The sequence below is a fragment of the Pseudomonas sp. TE12234 genome (assembly GCF_054061835.1).
In genome coordinates, this window is the sequence record NZ_JBSSEP010000008.1 from 113,698 (window position 1) to 139,775 (window position 26,078).

The following is a 26,078-nucleotide window of genomic DNA, read 5'->3' on the forward strand; positions in this document are numbered from 1 at the left end:
TCCCACAAGGTTCTCAAAAATCTGAAATCCCTGTGGGAGCGGGCTTGCCCGCGATTGGCGGCGCCATTCACTTACAGTTTTTCGAGGGCCAGATTCAACTCCAGCACGTTCACCACCGGCGGCCCCACCAACGGTTGCTCGACGTGCGCGTCCAGCAAGTTCTGCAGGGTCGCCACCGGCAGATTGCGCGCCGCCGCGACACGTGCCAGTTGATAGGCAATCGCCGCCGGTGGCAAGTGTGGATCGAGGCCGCTGCCGGAGGTGGTAATCAGCGCCAACGGCACCGGGCCCTGACCGGGCACCAGCAGTTTATTGGCATCGTCGATCACCCGGGTCGCCAGCGCCGGATTGCTCGGCGACAGGTTGCTGGCACTGCTGGACACGGTGGCAAATGCACCGGCCGATGGCCGTGGATGGAACCAGGCGTCACCCACGAAATCCTGGGCAATCAGCGAGGAGCCACGAACCTTGCCCTCGGCATCGCGCACCAGGCTGCCATTGGCTTGATCCGGGAACGCAACCTGGGCCACGCCAGTGACCACCAGGGGATAAGCGACGCCGGTGATCAGGGTCATCAAGACCAAGAGGCTCAAGGCCGGACGTATCATTGTGGACATTTCAAAATCCTCGAATTCGGTGAAAACAAACTCATTACCTGTGGCGAGGGAGCTTGCTCCCGCTCGACTGCGCAGCAGTCGTAAACCTGGTAAATGTGATGCGCCTGAACAAATGCGGTGTCTGGGTTGGGGCTGCTTCGCAGCCCGGCGGGAGCAATCTCCCTCGCCACAAAAAGCCCCTCTCCAGCCACCCGCTACCAGCTAAACCAGATGCAATGCCGTCAACAGCATGTCGATCGCCTTGATGCCCACGAACGGCACCAGGATCCCGCCCAGCCCGTAGATCAGCAGATTGCGTCGCAGCAAGGCCGCGGCACTGGCCGCCTGGACTCGTACACCGCGCAACGCCAGCGGAATCAGCACCACGATGATCAAGGCGTTGAACACGATCGCCGAGAGAATCGCGCTCTGCGGACTGCTCAAGTGCATCACGTTCAACACGCCCAGTTGCGGGTAGATCGCGGCAAACAGCGCCGGCAGAATCGCGAAGTACTTGGCCACGTCGTTGGCGATGGAGAACGTCGTCAGCGCGCCACGGGTCACCAACAGCTCTTTACCGATCTGCACCACGTCCAGCAGTTTGGTCGGGTCGCTGTCGAGGTCGACCATGTTCGCCGCCTCACGCGCGGCTTGCGTGCCGTCGTTCATCGCCATGCCGACGTCTGCCTGGGCCAGGGCCGGGGCGTCGTTGGCGCCGTCGCCGCACATGGCAACCAGGCGACCGTCGTTCTGCTCGTGACGGATGCGCGCCAGTTTTTTCTCCGGCGTGGCTTCGGCGAGGACGTCATCCACACCCGCTTCGGCCGCGATCGCCGCAGCGGTCAGCGGGTTGTCGCCGGTCACCATGACCGTGCGAATCCCCAGTTTGCGCAGCTCGGCGAAACGCTCGCGGATGCCGGGCTTGACCACGTCCTTGAGGTGGATCGCACCGAGCAGTTTGCCGTCGGCACAGACCAGCAACGGAGTGCCGCCACTCTGGGCGATCTTGTCGATTTCCCGCGACAGGGCCGGGGCCAGATCAGCGCGCTTGAGACCGACGAAGGTCAGCAACGAATCCACCGCACCTTTGCGGTACACGCGACCTTGATAATCGACACCCGACAGCCGCGTTTCAGCGCTGAACGGCACGCCGGTCAACAACTCAGGCTCCGGTTCCGGTTGCGGGTACAGGGCACGCAGGTACTCGACGATGGACTTGCCTTCAGCCGTGTCATCGGCCAGCGAGGCGAACAACGCGCCTTCGGCCAGCTCTTTGGAGGTGACGCCCGGGGCCGCGTAAACCGCACTGCAACGACGGTTACCGAAAGTGATGGTGCCGGTCTTGTCCAGCAACAGGACGTGCACGTCCCCCGCCGCTTCCACGGCGCGACCGGACTTGGCGATCACGTTCAGACGCACCAGGCGATCCATCCCGGCAATACCGATGGCCGACAGCAAGCCGCCGATGGTGGTCGGAATCAGCGTGACCAACAACGCCACCAGGAACACCAACGGCAAGCTGCCATTGGCGAAGTGGGCGAACGGTTGCAGGGTGACGACCACCAGCAGGAAGATCAGGGTCAGGCCGATCAGCAAGATGTCGAGGGCCACTTCGTTCGGGGTTTTCTGGCGTTTGGCGCCTTCGACCAGAGCGATCATGCGGTCCAGGGTCGACTCACCGGGGTTGGCGGTGATCTTCACCAACAGCCAGTCGGACACCAGCCGCGTGTTGCCGGTGACGGCCGAGCGGTCGCCGCCGGACTCGCGGATCACTGGTGCGGACTCGCCGGTAATCGCCGCTTCGTTAACCGCAGCGATACCCTCGATCACCTCGCCGTCACCGGGAATCATCTCCCCCGCTTCAACACGCACCACATCGCCCTTGCGCAGGCTGGCGGCCGGCACCACTTGAAAGGTGCCGTTGCTGGTTTTGCGGCGAGCGCTGAGGCCTTCACTGCCGGCCTTGAGGCTGTCGGCGCGCGCCTTGCCACGACCTTCGGCCAGGGCTTCGGCAAAGTTGGCGAACAGTACGGTGAACCACAGCCACACGGCGATTTGCGCGGCGACGAAGGTCGGCACCGCCGTGTCTGGAATGAAGCACAGCACGGTGGTCAGGATCGCGGTCAGTTCGACCACCAGCATCACTGGCGCACGCTGTAACTGGCGTGGGTCGAGCTTGACGAAGGCTTGCACCAGCGCCGGACGCCAGAGGGCCGAGATCGCGGTTTTCGGTTGCTCCGGCGCTTTCGCGGCGACGGTCTTGGTGACGGGCATATTCATCAAATAGTCCTCAGAAACCCATGCTCAAGTGTTCAGCGATTGGACCCAGCGCCAGGGTCGGCAGGAAGGTCAAACCACCCACCAGCAAAATGGTCACGGTCAGCAGGGTCACGAACAGCGGGCCGTGGGTAGGGAAGCTGTTCTGGCCGATCGGTGCGGTTTTCTTCATCGCCAGGCTGCCGGCCAGGGCCAGTACCGGGAGGATGTAGCCGAAGCGACCGATCAACATGCCCAGGCCCAGCATCAGGTTGTGAAATGGCGTGTTGGCGCTAAAGCCACCGAACGCGGAACCGTTGTTGGCGCTGGCCGAGGTGTAGGCATAAAGCAACTGACTGAAACCGTGGGCACCCGGGTTGCTCACCGCCGCCACCGGACCTGGCAGGCTGGCAGCAATCGCGCCGAGCACCAACACGCCGATCGGCATGACCATCAAAGTCACCACCAACAGCTGGACTTCCCTGGCCTGCAGTTTCTTGCCGAGGTATTCCGGGGTGCGGCCGATCATCAGGCCCGCCAGGAACACGGCGATCAACACGTTGAGCAACATGCCATAGAGCCCGGCACCGACGCCGCCGAAGATCACTTCGCCGACCATCATGTTGACCAGCGCGACCATGCCACTCAGCGGGTTAAGGCTGTCGTGCATACCGTTGACCGAGCCGTTGGAGGCGGCAGTGGTGGTCACCGACCACAGCACAGTGGCGGTGGTGCCGAAGCGCGCTTCCTTGCCTTCCAGCGGTGCGGTCTGTTCGACAGCAGCGTTGTTCAGGGTCGGGTTCGGTTGGTATTCAGCCCACAGCGAGGTGGCACCGCCGATCAGGAACAGCGCCAACATGCAGGCGATGATCGCGCGGCTCTGACGCAGGTCTTTCACGTAGTGGCCGAAGGTGAACACCAGGGCTACCGGGATCAGAATGATCGACGCCAGTTCGAACAGGTTGCTCCACGCCGTCGGGTTCTCGAACGGATGCGCCGAGTTGACGCCGAAGAAGCCACCACCGTTGGTGCCCAATTGCTTGATCGCAATCTGGCTGGCAGCAGGACCGAGCGGGATCACCTGATCGACGCCTTGCATCGTCACGGCGTTCACATACTGCGCGAAGGTTTGCGGCACACCCTGCCAGACCAGGTACAGCGCCAGCAACAGGCACATCGGCAACAAGCCGTAGAGGGTGGCGCGGGTCATGTCGACCCAGAAGTTACCAAGGCTTTTGGTCGATTTGCGGCCAATGCCACGGCATAGCGCCACCAGCACGGCCAGGCCGGTGGCGGCGCTGACGAAGTTCTGCACGGTGAGACCGACCATCTGGCTCAGGTAGCTCAACGACGCTTCGCCGCTGTAGGACTGCCAGTTGGTGTTGGTCATGAAGCTGACGGCGGTGTTGAACGCCAGCGTCCACTCCTGCCCCGGCAGGTTCTGCGGGTTGAGCGGCAGATGGTCCTGGAACAGCAGGATCGAGAACAGCAGCAAGAAGCCCGCGAGGTTGAAGGCGAGCAAGGCCAGCGCGTACTTCTGCCAGCTCTGTTCGGCGTGCGGATCGACCCCGGACAGTCGATAACAGCCACGCTCGACCGGGCCGAGGATCGGCGTCAACCAGGTGCGCTGCCCTTCCATGACCTTGTAGTAGAAACGCCCGAGAAACGGTGCCGGGACCAATACCAACGCAAAAAACGCCAGGATCAGCCAATAGTCATAACTGTGCATAGCCGCTCCTAGTTCCGGTCCGCGCGCAACAGCGCAACCAACAGATAAATGAACAGCCCCACTGCCAGTAGCAGTGACACCCCGTCCAGAACGCTCATGGAAATTCTCCGTGTTACGGCGCATTGCCGCGTGTGGAGTCATTGTCGGCAGGGAGGCTGTAAAGGAACGAGATCGAGGGGTGTGGCAGGGCATAAAGAAAGTGTAAAGAGTGGGTTTATGCGGGCGTTACAGCGGGATCTGGACGGGCAAGCCCGTGTGTCATGGCTCGCTGAACTCACATCGCCGATAAACTGCTCGTCATCGCCCCTCGCGCCTCAGCGTGCTTTGAGCAAGAATGTCGACCATTACGTCTATTGCCGGAGAAACAACATGAATGTAATCACCACCGATCTACCCGGTGTTCTGATAATCGAACCGAAGGTATTTGGTGATGAGAGAGGCTTCTTTTATGAGAGCTTCAATGCCAAGGCTTTCGAAGAAGCGACGGGGCTCGACACACAATTCGTTCAGGACAATCATTCGCGCTCTCAAAAAGGCGTATTGCGTGGCTTGCATTACCAGCTGGAAAACACCCAAGGTAAATTGGTTCGCGTGACCGTCGGTGAAGTACTCGACGTTGCCGTGGACATTCGTCGCAGCTCGTCGCATTTTGGTAAATGGGTTGCTGTGCGCCTGTCCGCCGAGAACCATCGCCAGCTCTGGGTTCCGGAAGGTTTCGCCCACGGGTTCGTGGTACTGAGTGAGTTCGCTGAATTTCTCTACAAAACCACCGACTACTACACCCCATCTGCTGAACGCAGCATCCGTTGGGATGACCCGGACCTGGCCATCGACTGGCAACTCGATGAAGTACCGCAGCTGTCGGCAAAGGATCAGGCGGCGGCGTTGTTCAAGGATGCTGACGTCTTTTCATAACCCAGACACTCGATAGTCTCGCCTCATTACCACCTTCGTCCTGGTCAGACCGCTGGTCCCCTTGAGTTTTAGGAGGGATCTGACCAGGTTTCCTTGCACTGCTTGCCCCTTCTCAAAAGCGGCCTCGTAGACCGCAGTGATCTGCGATCTGCCAAATCGTGAAGCGACTTGCCCACGAAGACGGCAAGCTAAAAAGCAATGCTCTCAAGTAGCGCACCAAAAATCACCCATCCAGGCGCCTGATATCCCCGATACGACAGCTTTCCATGCTTTACGACCCAAATTCGCCAAATGGCACGCCCACTGCACACGCCCTCCCCGAGCTGTCCAAACCGTTCAGGGAGCAAACGCATGAACACACAACTCAAACCCACGCTGGGCACCCTGCACCTGTGGGGCATTGCGGTCGGGCTGGTGATTTCCGGTGAGTATTTCGGCTGGAGTTATGGCTGGGGCGTGGCCGGGACGTTGGGTTTTCTGGTGACCTCATTCATGGTCGCCACCATGTACACCTGCTTCATTTTCAGTTTCACCGAGTTGACCACGGCGATTCCCCATGCCGGTGGCCCGTTTGCCTACAGTCGCCGAGCCTTTGGCGAAAAAGGCGGATTGATCGCCGGGCTGGCGACGCTGATCGAGTTCGTCTTCGCCCCGCCGGCCATCGCACTGGCCATTGGCGCCTACCTCAACGTGCAATTTCCCGCCCTCGACCCGAAACACGCGGCCGTCGGCGCGTACATCGTGTTCATGGGCCTGAACATCCTCGGGGTGAAACTCGCGGCGACCTTCGAACTGGTGGTCTGTGTATTGGCGGTCGTCGAGTTACTGGTGTTCATGGGTGTGGTCGCGCCGGCGTTCAGCTTCAGCAACTTCGCCCTCAATGGCTGGGCCGGTTCCGATCTGTTCGGCACACCGGCGATTGCCGGGATGTTCGCAGCGATTCCATTCGCAATCTGGTTCTTCCTGGCCATCGAAGGGGCGGCCATGGCTGCCGAAGAAGCCAAAGATCCGAAACGGACGATCCCCAAGGCTTATATCAGCGGCATCCTGACCCTGGTGCTGCTGGCAATGGGCGTGATGTTCTTTGCTGGTGGCGTCGGCGACTGGCGCACCCTGTCAAACATCAATGACCCGTTGCCACAGGCGATGAAAACCGTAGTGGGCGAAAGCTCGGGCTGGTTGCACATGCTGGTCTGGATTGGCCTGTTCGGGCTGGTGGCGAGTTTCCACGGGATTATCCTTGGCTACTCGCGGCAATTTTTCGCATTGGCCCGCGCCGGTTACCTGCCGGCCTCGCTGGCTAAACTGTCGCGCTTTCAGACGCCACACCGGGCGATCATTGCCGGCGGCGTGATCGGCATTGCGGCGATCTACAGCGATGGTTTGATCAACCTTGGCGGCATGACCCTGACTGCTGCGATGATCACCATGGCCGTGTTCGGCGCCATCGTGATGTACATCATGAGCATGCTCAGCCTGTTCAAACTGCGCAAAACCGAGCCGAACCTGGAGCGCAGTTTCCGCGCGCCCTGCTATCCACTGGTGCCCTTCATTGCATTAGTGCTCGCCGTGGTTTGCCTGGTGGCGATGGCCTGGTTCAACACACTGATCGGCCTGATTTTCCTGGCCTTCATGGTGGCCGGTTTCGTGTACTTCATGCTCACCGCGCAATCGCGTGCCGATGCGCCGGCAGATGCCATGCTGACCGGGCTTTAAACAGTAGGCGTGCTGATGTCATATCAGGCATAGAATGGAACCAGTGCGAAAACAAATCGCTCAAAGTGGTATGCACGATCGATTGACGAAACCCGCCGATCGGCGTGCCCTTAAGGAGAGCCTTATGCCCTGGTATGCCTGGTTGATTCTGATCGTAGCCATCGGCTCCATCGTTGGCGGTTTGATGATGTTGCGTGACACCGCCACCAAGGTTGATCTGACCGAAGAGCAACGTCGACGCGTAGCCGAACGTAACGCGGAAGCGGACGCCAAGGATGCGCAGGACCGCTGAGCAAAAAAACGCCTTTATCAGCGTAATGCTGTTCATTTAGGAGATAGTCCGGGTAATCAGTAAGCTGTGGCGAGCGAGCTTGCTCGCGCTGGACTGCGCAGCAGTCCTATTTGGGGGCCGCTTCGCGCCCCAGCGGGAGCAAGCTCCCTCGCCACAGGTACAATGTTCGTCCTTAACTGAACAGTATTACGCCCTTATCAGCGAGGTTTGTTTTTCGCTCCTACAGGGACCCCGGGCTACTTTTCCCACTCCGCCTTGGCGATGTGCAAGCCGTGCATGCCTTTGTACGCGGCACGTTCCGGCTGGCTCCATCCCTCCAGCAACGAATCCTCCAGCCGATAAATCTCCACTCCCAACGGGCGGCACACGCTCAACGGGTCTTGTGCATCCGGCCCCCACATGGCCAGCGACAGATCGCCGCCCGGGCAAGTCGAGAGTGCGCACAGCAGGTCGATCTCGGCGAAAAATTCCAGGTAATCGCCCTTCTTGGCCGGACACGCTTTCATGAAGTACATGTCGTCGTGGTTCAGCCCCGTGCACTGGAAAATATTCAACACATCGTGCACGTCGAACTCGGTCAGGCCATGGGGCAGCACGGCGCGAGTCAGGTTGGAGTGACAGTGATGGTGGAAATCTTCGCCGGTGAGCATTTTGTTCACATAAGGATCGCAACGGGTGCCGAGCAAATCGTGCAGGCGACCGCCATGCTCATCGATCCCATAGCCCGCCAGGCTGTCGTCGGTGATGGTCACCAATGGCCGCAAAAATGGCAGGTTCGACCAGAGCCGGTCATGGGTGCTGACGTGTGCGCCTTGTAGCTGCCGGGTGCGCGATGCCCACAACCGTTCACGCGGGTCGTTGGCATTCCAGACGTTGAAGTCACCCACTTGCGGCCCGACCGGTGTCGTCACGCGAAACACATGGCCGGCCGGGACTTTCCAGGCGCGACCGGTGCGAATCGGCACTTCGAACGACTCGATGAGCGTGCGCCCGTCCTTCGCATCGCGAACCCGCTCATAAAAGGCTTTATCCACCTGCAAGGCCGAGCCTTTGCTGACTTGATAGGCCGCCGGATAGTCTTTGTACATGGCACGAATCCTCGATCAGTGATGGGAAGATGGGGTAAGCATTTGCAGCAACAGGTGTTCAGAGTCATCGAGATACAGGCTCATGGCCTCCTCGGCCGCGCGCTTGTCGCCTTCGGCCAGAAGTTCATGGATCTGACGGTCACGGGCCAGCCACGGCGCCTGAAAGCGCGACTGATCAGGCGCCGTACAAAACACCAGGCGCAATTGCGCGACGACATTGGTAAAGAATTCATCGAACAGTGGGCTGCGCAGCAACCCGACTACGTGCTGATGAAAGTGCAGGCTATGAGTGCCGACGGCGCGCCAGTCCTCGCGCTCCCGCGCCAGCTCCGTGGCTTCCAGGGCTTCGAGCATCCGGTCGGACTGATAATCGCGCAGGGGGCGACTGGCGCTGATGGCCTGCAGTTCCAGCGTGCGCCGGACCTTGAACAGGTCCCGTACATCATCACAGCCCAACTTTCGCACCATCACGCCTTTGTTGCGCACGTATCGCGTCAAGCCTTCCTGGCCGAGGCGGTGCAAGGCTTCTCGGATCGTGTTGCGCGAGGCGTTGTAGGCAGACACCAGGTCGTTTTCCACCAGCGCCATGCCAGGCAGCAAGCGTCCACCGATGATGTCGGCGCGTAACTCCAGGGTGATGTGATCGGCCAGTGACAGTCCGCTGTTCATACTCATTGCCTCGTGATTGTTCAACAATCGTCAGCCATTGAGTAATCACTATTCGTGCCAGTAATTACTTATTTGCACCAGGCACAACGCAACTGCATGCTTTTTAGAAATAGAAGTACAGTCACCATCCAATTTTCATTGGTTAATATGGCGCATTGATGTGGAGATATCAGATGCGTTACTCGCAGGACCATAAAGCCCAGACTCACCAACGCATCATCAAGGAAGCTTCCGTGCGCTTTCGCCGTGACGGAATCGGCGCGACCGGCCTGCAACCTTTGATGAAAGCGCTGGGCTTGACTCACGGTGGCTTCTACTCGCACTTCAAGTCCAAGGATGAATTGGTGGAAAAGGCATTGCGGGCGGCAGGCGACGAGGTTGATGTCGTGTGCGCCGAGTTGTTCGCGCAGGATCGACCGCTAGAGGCCTTCATCGATGCCTACCTCTCGCAATGGCACCAGACTTCGCCCCATGAAGGCTGCCCATTGCCCACGATGTCATCGGAACTCGGTATGCGCGGGCAGCCGAGTCCGACTTCAGATGCGGTGCTCAATGCACGACTTCGACAAATCCAGGACACCCTTGATGGCGAAGAAACTGCAGAACGCAGCATCGTCATCATGTCCACGCTGGTGGGGGCATTGCTGCTTTCGCGTAACGTCGAGAACGCCGAGCTGGCCCGGCAGATTCTCGAGGTCACCCGCAAGTCGCTGAAGCGAGCGCAAGGCTAGCCGGCCCAGCGCTTGAACAGCACGCTGGCATTGACGCCGCCGAAGCCGAAACCATTGGACAGCGCATACTCGATGGCCATTGGGCGAGCCTGGCCGTGGACGATGTCCACGCCTTCGGCGGCCGGGTCGGGATTTTCGAGGTTCAGGGTTGCCGGTACGATTTGGTCCCTGATCGCCAGCAGCGTAAATATGGCTTCGACCCCGCCAGCGGCGCCGAGCAAATGCCCGATCGCCGATTTGGTCGATGTCACGGCGATCTTGTTATCCGTGCCAAACAACGCCTTGATCGCCGCCAGTTCCCCCAAATCGCCAACCGGCGTCGAGGTCGCGTGGGCATTCAAGTGTTGAACCTGTTCTGGCGCTACCCCGGCTTGCGCCAATGCCAGCGCCATGGCCCGGCGTGCACCACTGCCATCCTCAGGCCCAGCGGTGAGGTGATAGGCGTCTGCACTGGTGCCATAACCAACCAACTCGGCCAATGGTTGAGCACCCCGTGCCAAGGCATGCTGGAGTGACTCAATGACCAGCAGACCGGCGCCTTCACCCATGACAAAGCCGTCGCGCCCGCTGTCGAACGGCCGTGAAGCGCGCTGCGGGGTGTCGTTGTAACCGCTGGACAAGGCGCGAGCCGCGGCAAACCCGGCCAGACTGACGCGATCGATCGCCGCCTCCGCGCCGCCACATACCGCGATGTCCGCCTCGCCGGTTCGAATCAGCCGCGCCGCATCCCCAATTGCCTGAACCCCAGCCGCACAGGCTGTCACCGGCGCACCTAAAGGCCCCTTGAAACAATGCTGGATAGATACATGTCCGGCCGCCAGATTGACCAGAAACGACGGGATAGTGAACGGAGACAAACGTCGCGGACCACGGCTGTCCGTAGTACGCACCGCATCGGCAATCGCACCGAAACCACCGATGCCGGACCCGATGATGGTTGCCGTGCGCTCTTGGGCAGTATCGGTTAGCGCCTGCCAACCGGCCTGCTCAATCGCCTGCCGAGCCGCCTCCATGGCGAAAAGAATGAAACGATCCATCTTTTTCTGCTCTTTGGGGGACGTCGCCCGGTCTGGATCAAACCCAGCCTCAGGATCGTCGGCCAGCGTCGGCACCACGCCGCCGACTTTGGCTGGCAGATCAGCAACGACTTCATCCGGCAAATTTCGCAAGCCGGACTGCCCCGCCAACAAACGCGCCCAGACAGCTTCGACTCCACTACCCAGCGGAGACACCAGGCCCATGCCCGTTACAACCACTCGACGATTACTCATTCTGCAAACACCTCATGCCGATGCCTGACACGTCATTTATAACGCGTGGCGGCCTGGCTTCTGGACAAATTCGGCGCCATCGCATGACGCGCCGCTACATAGGACTCCCACTCGGAGAGGTTCGGCAAGGAAGGAATGGTGATCAATTCACCCTGATCCAGACCCGACAACGCCGCATCGACCATTTCTCCAGCTTCCATGACCATGTCAGCAGGAATCTGGGTTGCATCGATACCGGAGCGCTCCCAGATTTCGGTACGCGTGACACCCGGCAACACGGCCTGGACCTTGACCCCGGCGCCATCGAGCTCGGCATTCAGTGACTGGGTCAGGCTCAAAACGTACGCCTTGCTGGCGCTGTAGGTCGCATTGAAACGCTCGGGAAACAATGCAACGACCGAGGCGATGTTGATGATCGTGCCTCGCCCCGCCTTGGCAAAACTGGCGGCCGCCGCCGATGCCAAACGCGTGACGGTCGTAACGTTCAACTGGATCAATCGCTCCAACTCATCGGTATCGGCATTGGCCAGCGAGCCGTCCGTCGCCACACCGGCGTTATTGAGCAACAGACTGATACTCGAATCGCTGCGCAGACGCTGTTCAAGTTTCAGCACATCATCCCGTTGCGTCAGATCTGCCTTGAGCACCTCGACTTGCACACCATACTCGGCGCGCAGCTTGCTCGCCGCTTCGTCCAGCCGCTGCTGGTCGCGAGCCACCAGCAATAAATCGAAACCGCGGGATGCGAGGCGTTGTGCATAAACAGCGCCGATACCGGAGGAGGCACCGGTGACAAGGGCCGTACCTTGGGACTGGACAGAATTCATGACAGAGCTCCTGGGAATGCGGAGGAAGGGTGAGCGCTTGAATTGTCAAAGCGTCTCGACTGGTACAGGTTTTATTATACTCATAATCCTCAGAATAAATGATAGGTGTAATTTTAAATGCATCGACGAAAGGCACCACCTCCCAGTACGCGCCAGAATGAAAAAAGGCCGGTCAATGACCGGCCCCTTGGCGTTGAATATTCAGCTTAGTTCACTTCCAGCTTATCGCGGTTGCGATCCAGAATCGCCTTGCCGATCCCCTTCACTTCAAGCAACTCGTCCACGGAAGCGAACGGGCCATTGATATCACGATAAGCAACAATCGCCTGGGCTTTCGCCTCACCAACCCCCGACAGTTCCTTTTGCAATGTTGAAGCATCGGCAGCATTGAGATTGATCTTGCCGGACTGCGCGGCGGTAGACATCGTCGCAACTGCAGCGGGATTACTGGTATCCGGTTTCACAGTCGGCGCCGCAACTGCGGTGATAGAGGCGCTGGTGAGCAAGGCAAAAATGAGGGAGGAGAAATAGCCAGTACGCATAAATGAAGCTCCATGACATCGATTGAGGAAACAGCTTTTCCGAAGCTGTCTCCAAAATTTAGGTGATGTCAGGAGCCTGTCAAAAATGTGTCCGTTGCAGGATGTGAAACACGCATACCAATGAAGTATTCAACACATCTTCCGCGATGCTGTGCTCCACCATGGGCACATGCTTGTAAGCTGCGGCGTGGTAGACCGTACCCACACTCCAGGTCGCCATGGTATCCAGCAGCTTGTGTGGATGACGGATGGACCCAAGAATCGGGAACAACCGAGCAGAGACTGACTGCCGGCAGCCACGCAGCTACAACTCATCCCCCAACAGGATTAAACGCGGAATGGGCATCAACTCGATTCGATACAGGTCTGGCCTTGTTTTTTGGCTTGAATTTTAGAACCCTTTTTTCAATCAAATGCCAAGAGCCATACCCCAACACGAGAGTCATTACCACCGTAGTAACAAGATAGGTTGAATAGGCAATGTCAGGAAATTTAAGCAGAACAAACTGCTGAACCGGAAAAGCATAGATATAAACACCATACGAGCAATCACCGACCTTGTTAACCAAGCTCCCCAACCAACTGCTGGAAAGCCCGTATGCTAAAACGACATACGGCAACGTCAGCCATAGCAGGGATTTTGAAATCAATGAGTAGGGTGCCAAAAGAAGGGTTGCCATTACCATGACCGTTACGCCGGAGAGACTGAACCACCGTTCGAGCCCCCACTTCGCATAACAGGCACCTATCATGAAATAGATGCCTATCAACGGAATATTTCTTACATCAGTACCGTAAACCACCAGCAAAGGCGCATCTCTCCAGCACCAATAAACCACCATCAGCGCAAACAATGCCGTGGCAACTGTGTAAATCAGACGACCGCCTTTGAATAGAAGCCCTAGCGCCACAACGACCAAATACATGAAAAACTCGATAGGCAAACTCCATAGCGGACCATTGATCACATTGGCAATTCTGGCGTGCTCCAAAACGCCCGGCAAATAGAATACTGGACTTAAAATTACATTCTTTAAGTACATAATAAATGCCAGATCCGAGAAATACTGCTTGACTGTCAAAGTTGAAAAAATGGGACCAAGCAGAAACGAAGTTACCACGACAACCACAATCAAGGCTGGAAATATTCGCAGCGATCGTTTGACTAAAAAATTAATTACCGAAGGATCAAAACTCCAACTTTTTGCAATCAAATAGCCACTAACAATAAAAAATATCTCAATCCCAAGCCCACCATAGGAATCGAGACCAATAAAAATCTCCGGGACATTACCGTAGCAGTCGAACGAATGAGCGTACAGCACCATCAGCGCGGCAACTAACCGTAACAAGTTTAAGTTATTATCCTTGTGCAGCATGTATTTCCGCCCTGAATCTAATTAAAGTGATAAGAATTTTTTATTCTTCCAACAGCTCATTGCCTGAATAGGGCAATAGCCCGGCGCTTCATCGGTCTCTGCAGACCTGGATTACACGTATTCCCGTGCCGTCATTGGTGACGCTGTGACGATCATACAACGCCACTTAGTCCTCTTGCAGCTGAATCGCCCTACGTACCGTCCAATTTCGAGCTGGAGCGCGCTGCTGCTCTGCCAAGACGTCGTTGCGATAATGCCTGTTCAGGCGTTCAGGCGTTCAGGCGCGTAGGAGTTCCTGAGCCCTGGACCGCTCGTCGCCTGTCGTTTCGGATCCGGCAGGTCTCGGGATTGCGAGTTGCGAGGAGCTCACACTATCGTGGCGCAGGTCGCGCCGGGCGCTGCTGAGAGACGCCGTCGTTTATTCGTATACAATCCACTAAATACACTCACCGCCAGATGTGCTTCCCCTTTGGCTTGTAACTTTTGAGCATCGACGAACTTGCGTCGCACATGGAACATGCACGCCAGACGCCCCACACCCGGCTGCAGCGCTAAGGCGTTATAGCCCGGCGTAATCATCGGTCATGACATAGCCGCGATAACTTTCCAGTAGACACAGCCACACGTCCTGTGTGCGACTGGGGGTGTAGTCGAAGAACGCGACTTTTCGACCCGTTAGACCGCTAGTCTGTACCCAAACGGCGGTTGTCGGTGCTCGCCGCACTGGATGATCCAGCGAGTGAGGGCCTGACACGGGACTTCCATGCCATGTCGGTTCAGTACCGCTTCAAAACGATGCAGCGGCAAGCCATCGACCTACTTGGTGGTCAGCAGCATCGCCACCACGCTCGGACTGGCCATGCTCTGTTCGATTAACTGAACAGGTTTGCCAGCGGTGACCGGCGCCGACTCACAACCGCGGCAGCCGTAGACCTTGCGGATATGTTTGATGACCCGGATCAAAGCCGTCGATGGATTTTCGCAAGTCGACCGGCTTGGGTACAGATACACTTTTTTTGACTTTGGCATCGGGTCGCATCATGGTGGGCGGGCTCCGGAAAAAAATCGGGAGCACAGCCTCCGAGATCAGCCAAGCGCTTTGAATGTGGGGTTTGTGGAGCGGTTACGATGGTCTTGCCATTGATGCAGCGTTCGCTTGTGCAATGAGCGACTGCAGATTGAAAAATCATCAGGCGCAAAAGTGGGCAGACTTCCGCCAGGCTTGCCATGACGAAATAATTTGAACAATCGTTGTATTGAGAAAGCAGATGGTAATATCAACGCTCTAATCTACCGGTACCGGCCCAAAGGCACGGACTTGTCGGTTCGCAACCGGGAGACACTGAACGCCATTGCCTTGCAACCAACCAGGCGCCCGCCAAAACGCTTCGACTTCAAATGCCCGTTCAAAGTCATGGGCAAGGTGATGCAAGACGTTATTGCCATGCAGCATAATACCCCCTACACCCATCAATGACCGTGTTGCACTCAGTTCCTGCATTCGCCCTGTTTACCTGCGCTGAATTTTCTCCAAGGACGATAGCCATTTGACTGCCAAGAAAATAATTATTGTTCTGAGCATGCGCCGCGGCGGAACCATCACACTTGCGCATACACTCAGCACCATGGGCGTTGAGCTTGGTGACGCCCTCCATCCGATTGGTATGGATAATACGGCCAGTTTTTGGGAAGACAGAGACGTCATCGCTGTCAACAACAAGCTGTTAACCCGGCTAGGCTCTGCCAATGGCTGGGGCCGTGTGTTGGATGTCGATCTAAATGGCGACGCCGTGATCGATGAGATTTATCAGCAAGCCAAGGCTCTCATCACCGACAAAGCGCCTGACATACAGATGTGGGGCATGGAGGATCCGCTGCTGTTGCAGCTATTGCCTTTCTGGCAGAAACTGCTGAAAGCGCTTGAATTCGACATAAGTTATGTCATCGCATTACACAGCCCGTTGATCGCTGCCAATTCGGTAGTCTATCGCAATCAATTCGCCAGTCTGAAGCCATGTCTTCTTTGGCTGGAGCATATGCTGCAAGCGGTTGCTTACACCACTTCCGAGAGTCGATTGATCGTGGGTTACGATAACTTGCTGAAAAAACCTCCCCAGGAACTGCTTCGCATTTCATCGGCGCTTGATCTACCAGAGCCGACCGAAGATGAGATATCGAAATACATCAATGAGCTTCTAGACACTGGTTTGCGTCACGCTCAGCTCCTCGAAAACGAACGGTTCAACGGCCAGATCGAACCCAAAATACTTGCCGATACCTATGCGCTGCTCAATGAGTGCGCACTGGACAAAATATCTATCAATAGTGAAGTTTTTAAAGAACGCCTTCAGCCCATGCTATCAGAGCTAAAAAGCCTGCTGCCGACCCTAGAGCTGCACGCAATTTTCGAGAGTACTGCCAAAGTAGTAACCCAGAACGACTTGGAGCTCAAAGTGGCATTGCATTCAAACAATGAACATCCCCAGATAGCGTTGAAAGCCCTGACCAATACCAACCAGAAATACACTTCTTTAAAAGAGCCGTTCGAAGCGCTAATTACCGAAACTGAAGCGATAAATGGCGCCACAACATCCAATAGTAATTTACCGTCGAAGACGACCATGAAAAACGACGAACAACCAGCTCAAGAACAATCCGTCATCGTTAAACTTTCCGATGAAAATGCCCGTCTCAAATCTAAACTGGCGGATCTCAGCTCCCAGCACAAAAAACTGGAAACGAATCTGGAAGAATGGAAAACCTCTGAAGCCCGTTTCGTGAGTTATCTCGAGAAACTGGAAGACTCCTTAACAGAGTACGAAGTAGCTGCCGAAGCCGACTTGCAAAAATATCGTTCTCTTGAAGAGTGGGCACAACGTGAAATCGGGCTGAAACAAGAGCATATTCAAACACTGTCCGACTCGTGGGAGCGCTTCTTTAACTCACGACTCTGGCGCCTGATCAGTTTACCCGACATAAAAAAAAGGCTCCCGTCGATTATTCTTCCAAATGGAGAAGCTTTTGACGAAAACTACTACCTCGAAACTTATCCCGACGTTAAAGCGACCGGCACCCCTGCAGTCGTACACTATCTGTGCCATGGCATCCAAGAAGGCCGCCTAGGTTCTTCAAAATCGATATCGCAGACACCTCGCACCTTCACAGACGAAAAGCCGGTTCTCGCTGGCGGACTGCTCCATGAACCGACGGAGCCTTTCAATGCCGATTTCTACCGGGCCATGTATCCGGTTCTCGCATCGCTTGCTGATCCGGAACGACACTTTTTGGAGCACGGGCAGGCCGAAGGCCTATTTGGCCGTATTCCGTCTATTGCTTTGAGTCGACCAATTGAGTCACTGCCTATTGATAAGCCCACCATTCTGCTAATCAGTCATGAGGCTTCGAGAACCGGCGCGCCTATTCTTAGCCTGAATATTGTCCAGCACCTCACTTCACAATTCAATGTAGTGACACTGCTGCTTGGTGGCGGCCCACTGGAAGAGTCTTTTATCGAGGCTGGAGCGATAGTTGCCGGCCCCGTGGACCTTTACCATAAAGAAACATACGCCGACTGGGTAATAGGAAAGTTTCTCGATACATACTCATTTCAATTTGCGATTGTGAATAGCCTGGGATCCTATGTAGCGCTCAAACCCTTGGCTGATCGCTACATCCCTACAATCAGTTTAATCCACGAATTCGCTGTATATATTCGACCGCGCACGGCCATCCAAAACGCATTATTGTGGGCAAGTCAAACCGTTTTTTCTGCCGACATTACACTCGACAGCGCAATGCAAGTACTGCCAGAACTAACTTCATATCAACTCCCTGTGTTGGCGCAAGGCAAAAGCATTGTCCCTGGCGAGGCACATGATCCAGCTCATATCGAAGCAGAGAAGGCGATATTGCAAAAGATTATGCGCCCAGATGGACCTGAAGATGACACGATCGTTATATTAGGGGCCGGCTGGGTACAAATCCGCAAGGGTGTAGATCTCTTTATTGAGTGCGCGACCCGCGTAATCAATTCACCTATAGGTCATAAGTGCCGTTTTGTCTGGATCGGCAATAACTACAATCCGGAGCAAGATACTCATTACTCTATTTACCTTCAGGATCAGATTCAGCGCGCCGGAATCACGGAGCGATTCAAGATCATTTCCGAAACGGCCGCCATTGAGCATGTCTACGCTCTGAGCGATATGATGCTGTTGACCGCCCGCCTGGATCCATTGCCCAATGTTGCCATTGACGCCATGGTACTGGGCTTGCCAGTTCTATGTTTCGACAAGACAACGGGTATTGCAGACATTCTTAAGCGCAATGGCCTCCAGGAAGAGTGCGTCGCGCCTTATCTAGATACCCATAAAATGGCCGACAAACTAATTCGACTGGCCTCGTCGCAAGAAGCGAGGAATAAGATCGGAGAGCAGGTCCGAGACCTGGCTGCACGCGAATTCAATATGTCCCGTTACGTCCAACAACTACTCGCCCTTACAGAGGCTAATGCAGCCCTCTCCCATCAGGAGCATGTTGACGCAGCCACGATACAACAGGCCGGGGTAGTTGATTTAGACTACTACCCACCGGCAAGCGTAAGGCTTTCAGGGGCTACTGAAGCCATTCGTCGATACGTACGCTCGTGGACGCGCGGCGTGTTGCGACGCAAGCTGTTCCCTGGCTTTGATCCCCGCGTTTACCTGGATATGAATGCCTCGGCGATCGGCGCTCAGGATCCGCTGGCGCACTTTCTGAGTTCCGGCCGCCCCGAGGGACCATGGAACTGGAAGAACCTTTCGTGGAAAGGTCATTCCACCCTCTCCGCCGATAGTAAGTCGCTGGTATTTATCAGCCTGCGTTCTGTCGACTCTATCGGGCAAATCATCAAGCTTCTCGTGAGAAAGTCAGCCCAGATTGACGTAATCATTCTTGCTCCGGACGAGCTGGCCGCTCTTACGATGAAGGAATGTCTTCAGAAAGAGCGATACTCTGTACTGAGTATACTGGTGAATGAAGATCAGCCATTACTTGCGATCCTCAAACACCTGGCGAGCGTTCCTTATCTGGATTACACAGCGATCGCGCATATCAATCTGAGCACCGACCCGATAGACATCGATTTCAGCGACCGGGAAACCTATCAGCAGTACCTGATCGAAAACATGATAGGCGGCAAGTACGATGCATTGGGAGTCATCGCGGGTCGCCTGAGCGGCGATTCATCCGATATGTCTCCGGGGCTGGTTTTCCCTGAAGACCCTAACATTCATGACGCTACCGCCGACGCGGTCATCATTTCAAGCCTTTGTCAGTCTCTTGGATTCGAAGCCCCCACTTCACACCATCTTCCGTACCCGGTGAATGGATCATTCTGGGGGGCACCAACAATTTTGAACTCGTTGCTCGCCAATGCCGACTGTTGGAAGTCGACGTTAACGAGCCTGAAGCTTACCGCAATTGAGCAGGAACGGATCCTCGCCCGCCTGTTGGTTCAAGCCTGCCACAACCATGGCAAGCACATCGTCACAACCGTGGTTCCGGGCATTACCTATTAATACAAGTGCAGGGCGCCGCTAAAAAATTACCGTGCCATAAACCCCACCGTCTCAAAAGTAGGGTTTATGGAGCGGCTACGCTCCGAGGAGCGGGCACTGGGGAAGTACTGAATCGCCCCGGACTTTCTTGCCCCCAAGCTCATTGCGTAATACTTTTCAAATTCTACAAGTGACACCTGATTGTTGTGCGCTTACTGACAATGTCGAACTTGCTTATGGCGGCATCCAGGACAGGAACAAAAAACGCCGGAAACTGGCCCACCGCCCAGGAGGATCTGCGGCAACGTATCCGATCCATGAACTACACCTACCGCCAGAAGCGCTTCGTGTTTACTGTGGCATTTCAAGCGAGCAGTTCCAAGGCATTAACGCTTCGTAGCCTTCAATCGACTGCGCATGCGGCAAGCGCTCCAGTACGTGGCGCAGCCACGTATTGGGTTCCTGGCCGTTGGCTTTGGCGGTTTCGACCAGGCTGTATATCTGCGCACTGGCGGTGGCGCCCTTGGGCGTGTCGCTGAACAGCCAGGCCTTGCGCCCGATCACAAACGGTTTAATTGCACGCTCCGCCGTGTTGTTGTCGATCGGGAAAAACCAGTCTCTACATAATGCTCCAGCCGGTTCCAGTTGCTGGCCAGATAATTAACAGCCTTGCCCAGCACGCTTTGTGGCGTCACCTGTGATCGCGTTTTATCCAGCCAGCTTTTCAACTGGGCTAGGATCGGCAGGCTCTTTTCCTGACGGACGATAAATCGCTGCTCATCGCTGACGTCCTTGAGTTCACGCTCGAAACCATACAGCTTGTTGATCAGCGTCAGCGCGATATCGGCACGCCCGGTCTTACCCTTGGGCTACACTTTCTGAGCGTCCACGAACTTGCGTCGCGCATGGGCCATACACGCCAGGCGCTCTACGCCCGGTTGCAGCGCCAATGCGTTATAGCCGGCGTAATCATCGGTCATGACGTAGCCACGATAATTTTCCAGCAGACGCAGCGGCACGTCCTGCGCACGGCTGGATGTGTAGTCGAATAGCACGACTTTGCGATCCGGCGGCCCGCTGGCCTGCACCCACATCCACGATTGGCTGGTCGGGTCTCGATCAGGCTCTTTGAGTACCTGGACGCGGGTTTCATCACAGTGGATGACCGGGCTTTCCAGCAACCGATCACGCATCAGATTAAGCAGCGGTTGGAAATGCTCACCGCATTGGATGACCCAGCGGGCGAGGGTTTGGCGCGGAATATCGATACACGTAGAGATTACACAGATCTCAGCTTGCGAATTACCTTGCCTGCAAAACCACGCAATCCGCCTAACGTTTCAGGTTGGACAGTAACAGGTACAGGTACAGGTACAGGTACAGGTACAGATACAGGTGCGACTGCGGCAGGGTTGAAAAAATCCTCCTTACCGGTGAGCGCGATGAAATCAAGATAATTGAAGCCGTGGATCGATTCTATATGCTCCTGCTCTTTGGGGCAGGTCATTAGCTGGTACAGCAACTCAATACCAAACAGTCGAGTACCAGGGCAATTGCCTGTATTGATGGCAACCATTGCAAGCAAGTACTTACCGTTAGCCCCCTGAGGCGTCACCCATTGCTCAGACTCCGGAAAGATCTCCAGAATGTCGGCGAGTGGCAAGTCGACATAATGCTGCTTCTGCAGGTGCCACTCCAGCTTCAACCGGGCCCGCCTGTCCGGCCGATCACCACTGGCATTGGACTGATCGGAGAAAATCCGGTGCAAGGTCAACTTTTCCTGAACCACATGAATGTCGCTTACCCTCAATAGGCGCGTCCAAAGTTCCGCGTCATCGATCTGGGCATGCGCACACTTATACAAACCGCTCTGCTCGTAAGCGCTTCGCCTGACCAATGCACTGGGATGGCACAGACGATTCTCATTGAAAAAGAGCCCCCGAAGCCAGGCTGCTCGGGATTTATTTGACTGATCGAACCAATCGATCGTTAACGAACGGTTGTTTTCATCAATACATTGCACATGAGAAAATACTGCGCCTATTTGCGGACTCGCCTCAAGTACAGCGACCTGCTTCTCCAGCTTATCCAACACCCAGGCATCGTCCGAATGATGGATGGCAATGTAGTCGCCAGTTGACTGGGTTTCGATCGCGCGGTTGATGTTATAAATATAACGACGCGTCCGATCATTCCGGACCTTAATGATTCTCGGGTCATTGTAGGACTGGATCAGCTCCCAAGAAGCATCTGTCGATACATCATCAACGATGATCAGCTCCCAATCACTGAAGGACTGATTGACAACAGTATCGATCGCCTGCCTGATGAATTTATCATGATTGAAAGATGTAAGTACAATCGACACTTTTGCCACGTTACTCTCCTTTGCGCCACTTCAAAAACCGCACAATTCTGCGCAATCGATTACTAATTCCAGCTTAAATAAGCTATACACTGCCCCGCCACCCGATTTTCCCAGATATTCCCCAGGCTCATCACGTGATGCTTTTCGAACTCTACCGGTGACAACTGATTATTGGAATCATGAAGGCGTTGCTGGTTATAGGTCATCTTGATGCGATCGAACACATGACCGCATGCATCCTGTCTTGTGATGTAGATGCTCTACCTAATTCGCTCCCGTTTCAATAGCGGGAAGAAACTCTAAGCTACAGCATAGTCATGGCAGCCGCTCCGCGACTTACGCCGTCAATTAAGTTGAGTGCTGTTGGCGGATGGCGATCTGCTGCGCGGGAGCGATTCGAGGCACCCACCCCCACCTGCCCAACCCGCCCGAACATTCCACCTGATTGCCGTACCACGTAGAGATGTTCCATCGATTAGAATATGGGCCAGCGGAACCGGCGAGAGTAACGGGTCAAGGCAGTGAAAGCGCAACTCAGTGGCGCGACAAGGAGTGAGGTGAGCGCAGTGCAATGATAGAGTGCTGGTCGATCTCGAGAATAAAAGGAAAAGACAGACCCATGTCGAAGAATGATCATTTGCCTGACACCCGGACTGAACGGGTATTCGGGTTGGATGTCCTGCGCGCGATCGCTGTACTGTCCGTGCTTGTCGGACACTCGCTCACCCATGGCACGCCGCCGAGCTGGCTGCTCAGTTACATCGCCCCCCAAGCGGTCACCGGCGTCGAGATCTTCTATGTATTGAGCGGCTTCCTGATTGGCCACATCTTGTTACGTTCGGTGTCGTCCGGCCTTCTGCATTCGGCGGCGGACGTCGTCGATTTCTGGAAACGCCGCTGGGCACGCACACTCCCGCTCTATATATTCTTTCTTGTCCTGTACATGAGATTCGACTACCACGGGATCACCGATCTCAAGCAAATCTGGTCGTTTTTCCTTTTCATGCAGAATTTTGCATGGCCAACGCTCCCATTTTTCACCCACTCGTGGAGCCTCGCGGTCGAGGAATGGTTTTATCTCCTGCTGCCCGTCACGTTCGTGGTGCTGCGCACGCCGCTGAAGACCGACTTTCGCGCGATAGTCGGCACCGCGACTGTGTTCGTCTGCGTGCCGCTTGCCTGCCGGATCGCGTTCGGACTCCAACTCTCCGACTGGGCAGGGTTCGATACATATGTGCGGTCCATCGTCGTGTGCCGCCTCGACTCGCTGTTCATCGGCGTGTTGTGCGCTTATGCGCGACTGAATTATCAATCGGCATTCGCGCAAACGGCTCGATATTGGCCCGTCGCGCTTGTGGCCTTCCTGATCCTCAGCGGCCTGCTGTCGATCAATTCCTCAGTTATAACCGGATATTTAGTCGCGCGCGTTGCGTATTTCCCGCTACTGTCGCTCAGTATTGCGTGCCTCATGCCAGCTGCACTGCAGCTAAAGTCGACTGGCATCGCCGCGCTGGACACGTTCGTGTCGCATACTAGTAAGGTGTCGTATTCGCTGTACCTCGGCCACATTGCGATGCTAACGACTATGCTCGGCCTGATGGACCTGTGCGACTGGAAAGCCGATGATCTCGCCAGCACAGTATGGATGTACGTCGGGCTCGCTATTCTCTACTACGTGTTCGCGAACCTGACCTACGTGTTCGTCGAGCGACCTTACATCCGGTTGCGCGACGTAAAGTTTGGGGACACTGACGTACGTAGCGGCAATGTCGCGATGGCAGTGGAGACGGCGGAGTTGCAGGACGACAAAAGTCGCCAAGCGTCGACCGGTGTGAGGCAGCTGGGCTAAGTTCGGCCCTCAAGCCTGTCCCGATTCCTGTCCAGAATAGCCTTGCTGCTGCATGCCCCCTCCCCCCAAATAAACCCGGGTCCCGGGACAATTCTGTCAAAAAATGTCTGTTAGAGATTGTGCAACAATTAAGGTTCGAGGCGACGCTGCTGATAAATCAAGTCGACGATTTCACCATCCGGCGCGTAACCACTGACAGTGTCACGCAGAAGTTGGCGAACCCGCAAATAATCATCCAGCTCAACGGCAGACAGCAACTCCATCAACTTGCCCTTGAGCACTTCCCAAGGCAAATGATCTTCTTTGGCGCTCATGATCATCGGATGCCGGGTAGCAGACACGTTGTCGCCGATCAGCAACTCTTCGTAAAGTTTTTCCCCGGGACGCAGCCCAGTGAACTCAATGGAAATGTCGCCGTGCGGGTTTTTCTCCGAGCGAATGCTCAGGCCAGACAGGTGAATCATCTTCTCCGCCAGTTCGACTATCTTGACCGGCTCGCCCATGTCCAGCACAAACACATCACCACCCTGCCCCATTGATCCGGCCTGTATTACCAGCTGTGCCGCCTCGGGAATGGTCATGAAGTATCGGGTAATCTTCGGATGGGTAACCGTCAAAGGCCCACCCGACTTGATCTGGCGGTGGAAAAGCGGAATAACCGATCCCGATGAGCCCAACACATTACCGAACCGCACCATGGTGAAACGGGTCTTGTTGACCCGGGACACATTGGACTTGTCCCCGAATAACACCGGCGCCAGCTCACGACTGAGGGCCTGTAAGGTCAACTCGGCCAACCGCTTGGTGCTGCCCATGACATTGGTCGGGCGTACGGCCTTATCGGTCGAGATCAACACAAAGTTTGCAACACCTGCCTCCAATGCAGCCTGAGCGGTATTGAGCGTCCCGATCACATTGTTCAGCACACCTTCGGCAATGTTGTGCTCAACCATCGGCACATGCTTATAGGCCGCCGCGTGATAAACGGTGTCCACATTCCAGGTATTCATCACATCCAGAAGTTTATGGGGATGACGAATCGACCCCAGTATCGGCAACAACCGGACAGACATCGACTCACGAACAATGCGATGCTCAAGCTCGGATAAAATGCTGTAGAGATTGAATTCGCTATGATCGAACAACAACAGCGTGGTTGGCTCCAGGGAGAAAATCTGACGACAGAGTTCGGAACCGATCGAACCGCCCGCCCCCGTCACCAAAACCGTCTTGCCCTTGACGCATCGAGCCAACAAATCAGGCTGCGCCGGCACCGAATCCCGCCCCAACAGGTCAGCAATGTCGACTTCCTGGATGTCGTCCACCTTGACCCGACCACTGGCCAGATCAGTGAAATTCGGAACACTACGCACATGGAGCGGGAAGTCCTCCAGAAAATTGAGAATCTCCCTACGCCGCGCACGAGTCGAAGACGGCAACGCCAGGAGGATTTCCTGAGCACCAGTCACGTCGATCATCTGCTGAATATGCTTGGGCTTAAAGACCTGCAACCCGGCAATCGAACGATCCGCGATAGAGGAATCGTCATCGATAAACGCCACAGGACGCATCACGCGCCCCATGCGCAACGCTGCAACCAACTGGTTTCCTGCGACGCCAGCACCGTAAATGGCGACCTTGGTCAAACCATCCTCTCGATTGACAAACGGTACATGCTGCGCGGCTGTGAACCAATCGCCCATGAAATACTGACGCATGCACAGACGCAGGCCGCCAATGATCACCAGGCTTAGCCACCAATAATTGAAGATGATGGAGCGCGGCACCACGACTTCGTGATTGCTGTACCAGTAGACCACCACGGCGAGGATGAGCGAGGACAGACTGACGGCCTTGACGATGGCAATCAGTGCATCATTACCGAAGTAGCGCATGACAGCGCGATACATGCCAAAGCGTACGAAAAGGGGAATGGCGATAATCGAGGCACTGACGAAGAGCCAGAAATGCGACTTTAGCGGATTGTATACGTCGTCGATACCGAGGCGAACAATAAAGGCCAGCCACAAAGCGACCCACACCAAAACCACATCGGTGGCGACCTGTATCAGTCTTTTTTGCCTGCGTGGCAAACCAAGCAATACTCTGCGTATTTTATCCATTCAAGCGTTCGAGCCCGTAGCCCCCTCCTTTTGCGCGGTCGTCGATCGGCATTGTAACCTCATGAGGACGAGATCGCCCAATACTTGCACATGGCAGGGTCCAGGAAGGAGCGTTTTACTGAAAGCGCCGCTATAATGCGCCCGGCTAACCGGCCTGCCGGACAGGCAACGCACGGACGCAAAACTCGCT

At 55.9% G+C, this 26,078-nt stretch carries 18 protein-coding genes and 5 pseudogenes; 7 read left to right on the forward strand and 16 right to left on the reverse strand.

Annotated features, from left to right (window positions below; genetic code table 11):
• Positions 1 to 71 precede the first annotated feature (71 nt).
• The 4 genes from kdpC to kdpF form a co-directional block, all read right to left on the reverse strand.
• Positions 72 to 617 carry a potassium-transporting ATPase subunit KdpC gene (gene kdpC, locus ACVWYU_RS14720; protein WP_247255415.1) on the reverse strand — a complete coding sequence of 182 codons (546 nt, stop codon included), beginning with the start codon at positions 615 to 617 and terminating at the stop codon, positions 72 to 74.
• Positions 618 to 818: 201 nt separating this feature from the next.
• Positions 819 to 2,876 (reverse strand): potassium-transporting ATPase subunit KdpB, encoded by a 2,058-nt coding sequence (gene kdpB / locus ACVWYU_RS14725; RefSeq protein ID WP_247255414.1) that lies wholly within the window; start codon positions 2,874 to 2,876, stop codon positions 819 to 821.
• A gap of 10 nt (positions 2,877 to 2,886) precedes the next feature.
• A complete protein-coding gene (gene kdpA / locus ACVWYU_RS14730) occupies positions 2,887 to 4,581 on the reverse strand; it encodes a potassium-transporting ATPase subunit KdpA (RefSeq protein WP_457372977.1) in 1,695 nt (564 codons plus the stop codon).
• Positions 4,582 to 4,589: 8 nt separating this feature from the next.
• Entirely contained in the window at positions 4,590 to 4,679 is a 90-nt protein-coding gene (kdpF, locus tag ACVWYU_RS14735; RefSeq protein ID WP_007899818.1) for a K(+)-transporting ATPase subunit F, read from the reverse strand.
• A gap of 271 nt (positions 4,680 to 4,950) precedes the next feature.
• Between kdpF and rfbC the strand changes: the two genes are divergently transcribed.
• The 3 genes from rfbC (at position 4,951) to ACVWYU_RS14750 (ending at position 7,504) form a co-directional block, all read left to right on the forward strand.
• On the forward strand, positions 4,951 to 5,496 hold the full coding sequence (rfbC, locus tag ACVWYU_RS14740) for a dTDP-4-dehydrorhamnose 3,5-epimerase (protein ID WP_457372978.1): 546 nt from the start codon (positions 4,951 to 4,953) through the stop codon (positions 5,494 to 5,496).
• Positions 5,497 to 5,847: 351 nt separating this feature from the next.
• Positions 5,848 to 7,212: an ethanolamine permease gene (eat, locus tag ACVWYU_RS14745; RefSeq protein WP_457372979.1), complete on the forward strand. Its 1,365-nt coding sequence runs from the start codon at positions 5,848 to 5,850 to the stop codon at positions 7,210 to 7,212.
• A gap of 124 nt (positions 7,213 to 7,336) precedes the next feature.
• Entirely contained in the window at positions 7,337 to 7,504 is a 168-nt protein-coding gene (locus tag ACVWYU_RS14750) for a DUF2897 family protein (protein WP_080758146.1), read from the forward strand.
• A gap of 236 nt (positions 7,505 to 7,740) precedes the next feature.
• On the opposite strand, the gene ACVWYU_RS14755 is transcribed toward ACVWYU_RS14750, so the two are convergent.
• Positions 7,741 to 8,592: an urea carboxylase-associated family protein gene (locus tag ACVWYU_RS14755; protein ID WP_457372980.1), complete on the reverse strand. Its 852-nt coding sequence runs from the start codon at positions 8,590 to 8,592 to the stop codon at positions 7,741 to 7,743.
• A 15-nt stretch (positions 8,593 to 8,607) separates the two neighbouring features.
• Complete coding sequence (locus ACVWYU_RS14760) at positions 8,608 to 9,261, reverse strand: GntR family transcriptional regulator (protein ID WP_457372981.1); 654 nt, start codon at positions 9,259 to 9,261, stop codon at positions 8,608 to 8,610.
• Between the two features lie 173 nt (positions 9,262 to 9,434).
• On the opposite strand from ACVWYU_RS14760, the gene ACVWYU_RS14765 reads away from it, so the two are divergent.
• Entirely contained in the window at positions 9,435 to 9,992 is a 558-nt protein-coding gene (locus tag ACVWYU_RS14765) for a TetR/AcrR family transcriptional regulator (RefSeq protein ID WP_457372982.1), read from the forward strand.
• On the opposite strand, the gene fabF is transcribed toward ACVWYU_RS14765, so the two are convergent.
• From fabF to ACVWYU_RS14795, 6 genes and pseudogenes are all read right to left on the reverse strand, one after another.
• Positions 9,989 to 11,263: a beta-ketoacyl-ACP synthase II gene (fabF, locus tag ACVWYU_RS14770; protein WP_457372983.1), complete on the reverse strand. Its 1,275-nt coding sequence runs from the start codon at positions 11,261 to 11,263 to the stop codon at positions 9,989 to 9,991. The genes ACVWYU_RS14765 and fabF overlap by 4 nt on opposite strands.
• A gap of 32 nt (positions 11,264 to 11,295) precedes the next feature.
• Complete coding sequence (locus ACVWYU_RS14775) at positions 11,296 to 12,090, reverse strand: SDR family NAD(P)-dependent oxidoreductase (protein ID WP_457372984.1); 795 nt, start codon at positions 12,088 to 12,090, stop codon at positions 11,296 to 11,298.
• A gap of 206 nt (positions 12,091 to 12,296) precedes the next feature.
• Positions 12,297 to 12,632 carry a ComEA family DNA-binding protein gene (locus ACVWYU_RS14780; protein WP_457372985.1) on the reverse strand — a complete coding sequence of 112 codons (336 nt, stop codon included), beginning with the start codon at positions 12,630 to 12,632 and terminating at the stop codon, positions 12,297 to 12,299.
• 127 nt (positions 12,633 to 12,759) lie between these two features.
• A pseudogene (locus tag ACVWYU_RS14785) lies at positions 12,760 to 12,933 on the reverse strand (polysaccharide biosynthesis protein); the annotation flags it as partial.
• Between the two features lie 10 nt (positions 12,934 to 12,943).
• Positions 12,944 to 14,011 carry an acyltransferase family protein gene (locus tag ACVWYU_RS14790; RefSeq protein WP_457372986.1) on the reverse strand — a complete coding sequence of 356 codons (1,068 nt, stop codon included), beginning with the start codon at positions 14,009 to 14,011 and terminating at the stop codon, positions 12,944 to 12,946.
• A gap of 414 nt (positions 14,012 to 14,425) precedes the next feature.
• Positions 14,426 to 14,971: pseudogene (locus tag ACVWYU_RS14795) on the reverse strand (IS66 family transposase); the annotation flags it as partial.
• Between the two features lie 313 nt (positions 14,972 to 15,284).
• Between ACVWYU_RS14795 and ACVWYU_RS14800 the strand changes: the two are divergent.
• Together ACVWYU_RS14800 and ACVWYU_RS14805 are read left to right on the forward strand one after the other, a co-directional pair.
• A pseudogene (locus tag ACVWYU_RS14800) lies at positions 15,285 to 15,488 on the forward strand (IS30 family transposase); the annotation flags it as partial.
• Positions 15,489 to 15,558: 70 nt separating this feature from the next.
• On the forward strand, positions 15,559 to 19,569 hold the full coding sequence (locus ACVWYU_RS14805; RefSeq protein ID WP_457372987.1) for a glycosyltransferase: 4,011 nt from the start codon (positions 15,559 to 15,561) through the stop codon (positions 19,567 to 19,569).
• Positions 19,570 to 19,899: 330 nt separating this feature from the next.
• Here the strand turns inward: ACVWYU_RS14805 and tnpC are convergent.
• The 3 genes and pseudogenes from tnpC to ACVWYU_RS14820 all read right to left on the reverse strand — a co-directional run.
• Positions 19,900 to 20,816 (reverse strand): annotated as a pseudogene (tnpC, locus tag ACVWYU_RS14810) (IS66 family transposase); the annotation flags it as partial.
• Positions 20,817 to 20,827: 11 nt separating this feature from the next.
• On the reverse strand, positions 20,828 to 21,925 hold the full coding sequence (locus ACVWYU_RS14815; RefSeq protein WP_457372988.1) for a glycosyltransferase family 2 protein: 1,098 nt from the start codon (positions 21,923 to 21,925) through the stop codon (positions 20,828 to 20,830).
• 53 nt (positions 21,926 to 21,978) lie between these two features.
• Positions 21,979 to 22,248, reverse strand: a pseudogene (locus ACVWYU_RS14820) (IS3 family transposase); the annotation flags it as partial.
• A 287-nt stretch (positions 22,249 to 22,535) separates the two neighbouring features.
• On the opposite strand from ACVWYU_RS14820, the gene ACVWYU_RS14825 reads away from it, so the two are divergent.
• The gene (locus ACVWYU_RS14825; protein ID WP_457372989.1) at positions 22,536 to 23,765 is read left to right on the forward strand and encodes an acyltransferase family protein; all 1,230 of its coding nucleotides are present in this window, start codon (positions 22,536 to 22,538) and stop codon (positions 23,763 to 23,765) included.
• Between the two features lie 128 nt (positions 23,766 to 23,893).
• Here the strand turns inward: ACVWYU_RS14825 and ACVWYU_RS14830 are convergent, their stop codons facing one another.
• Positions 23,894 to 25,888, reverse strand: coding sequence for a polysaccharide biosynthesis protein (locus ACVWYU_RS14830; protein WP_457372990.1), 1,995 nt, complete (start codon positions 25,886 to 25,888; stop codon positions 23,894 to 23,896).
• Positions 25,889 to 26,078: the final 190 nt, after the last annotated feature.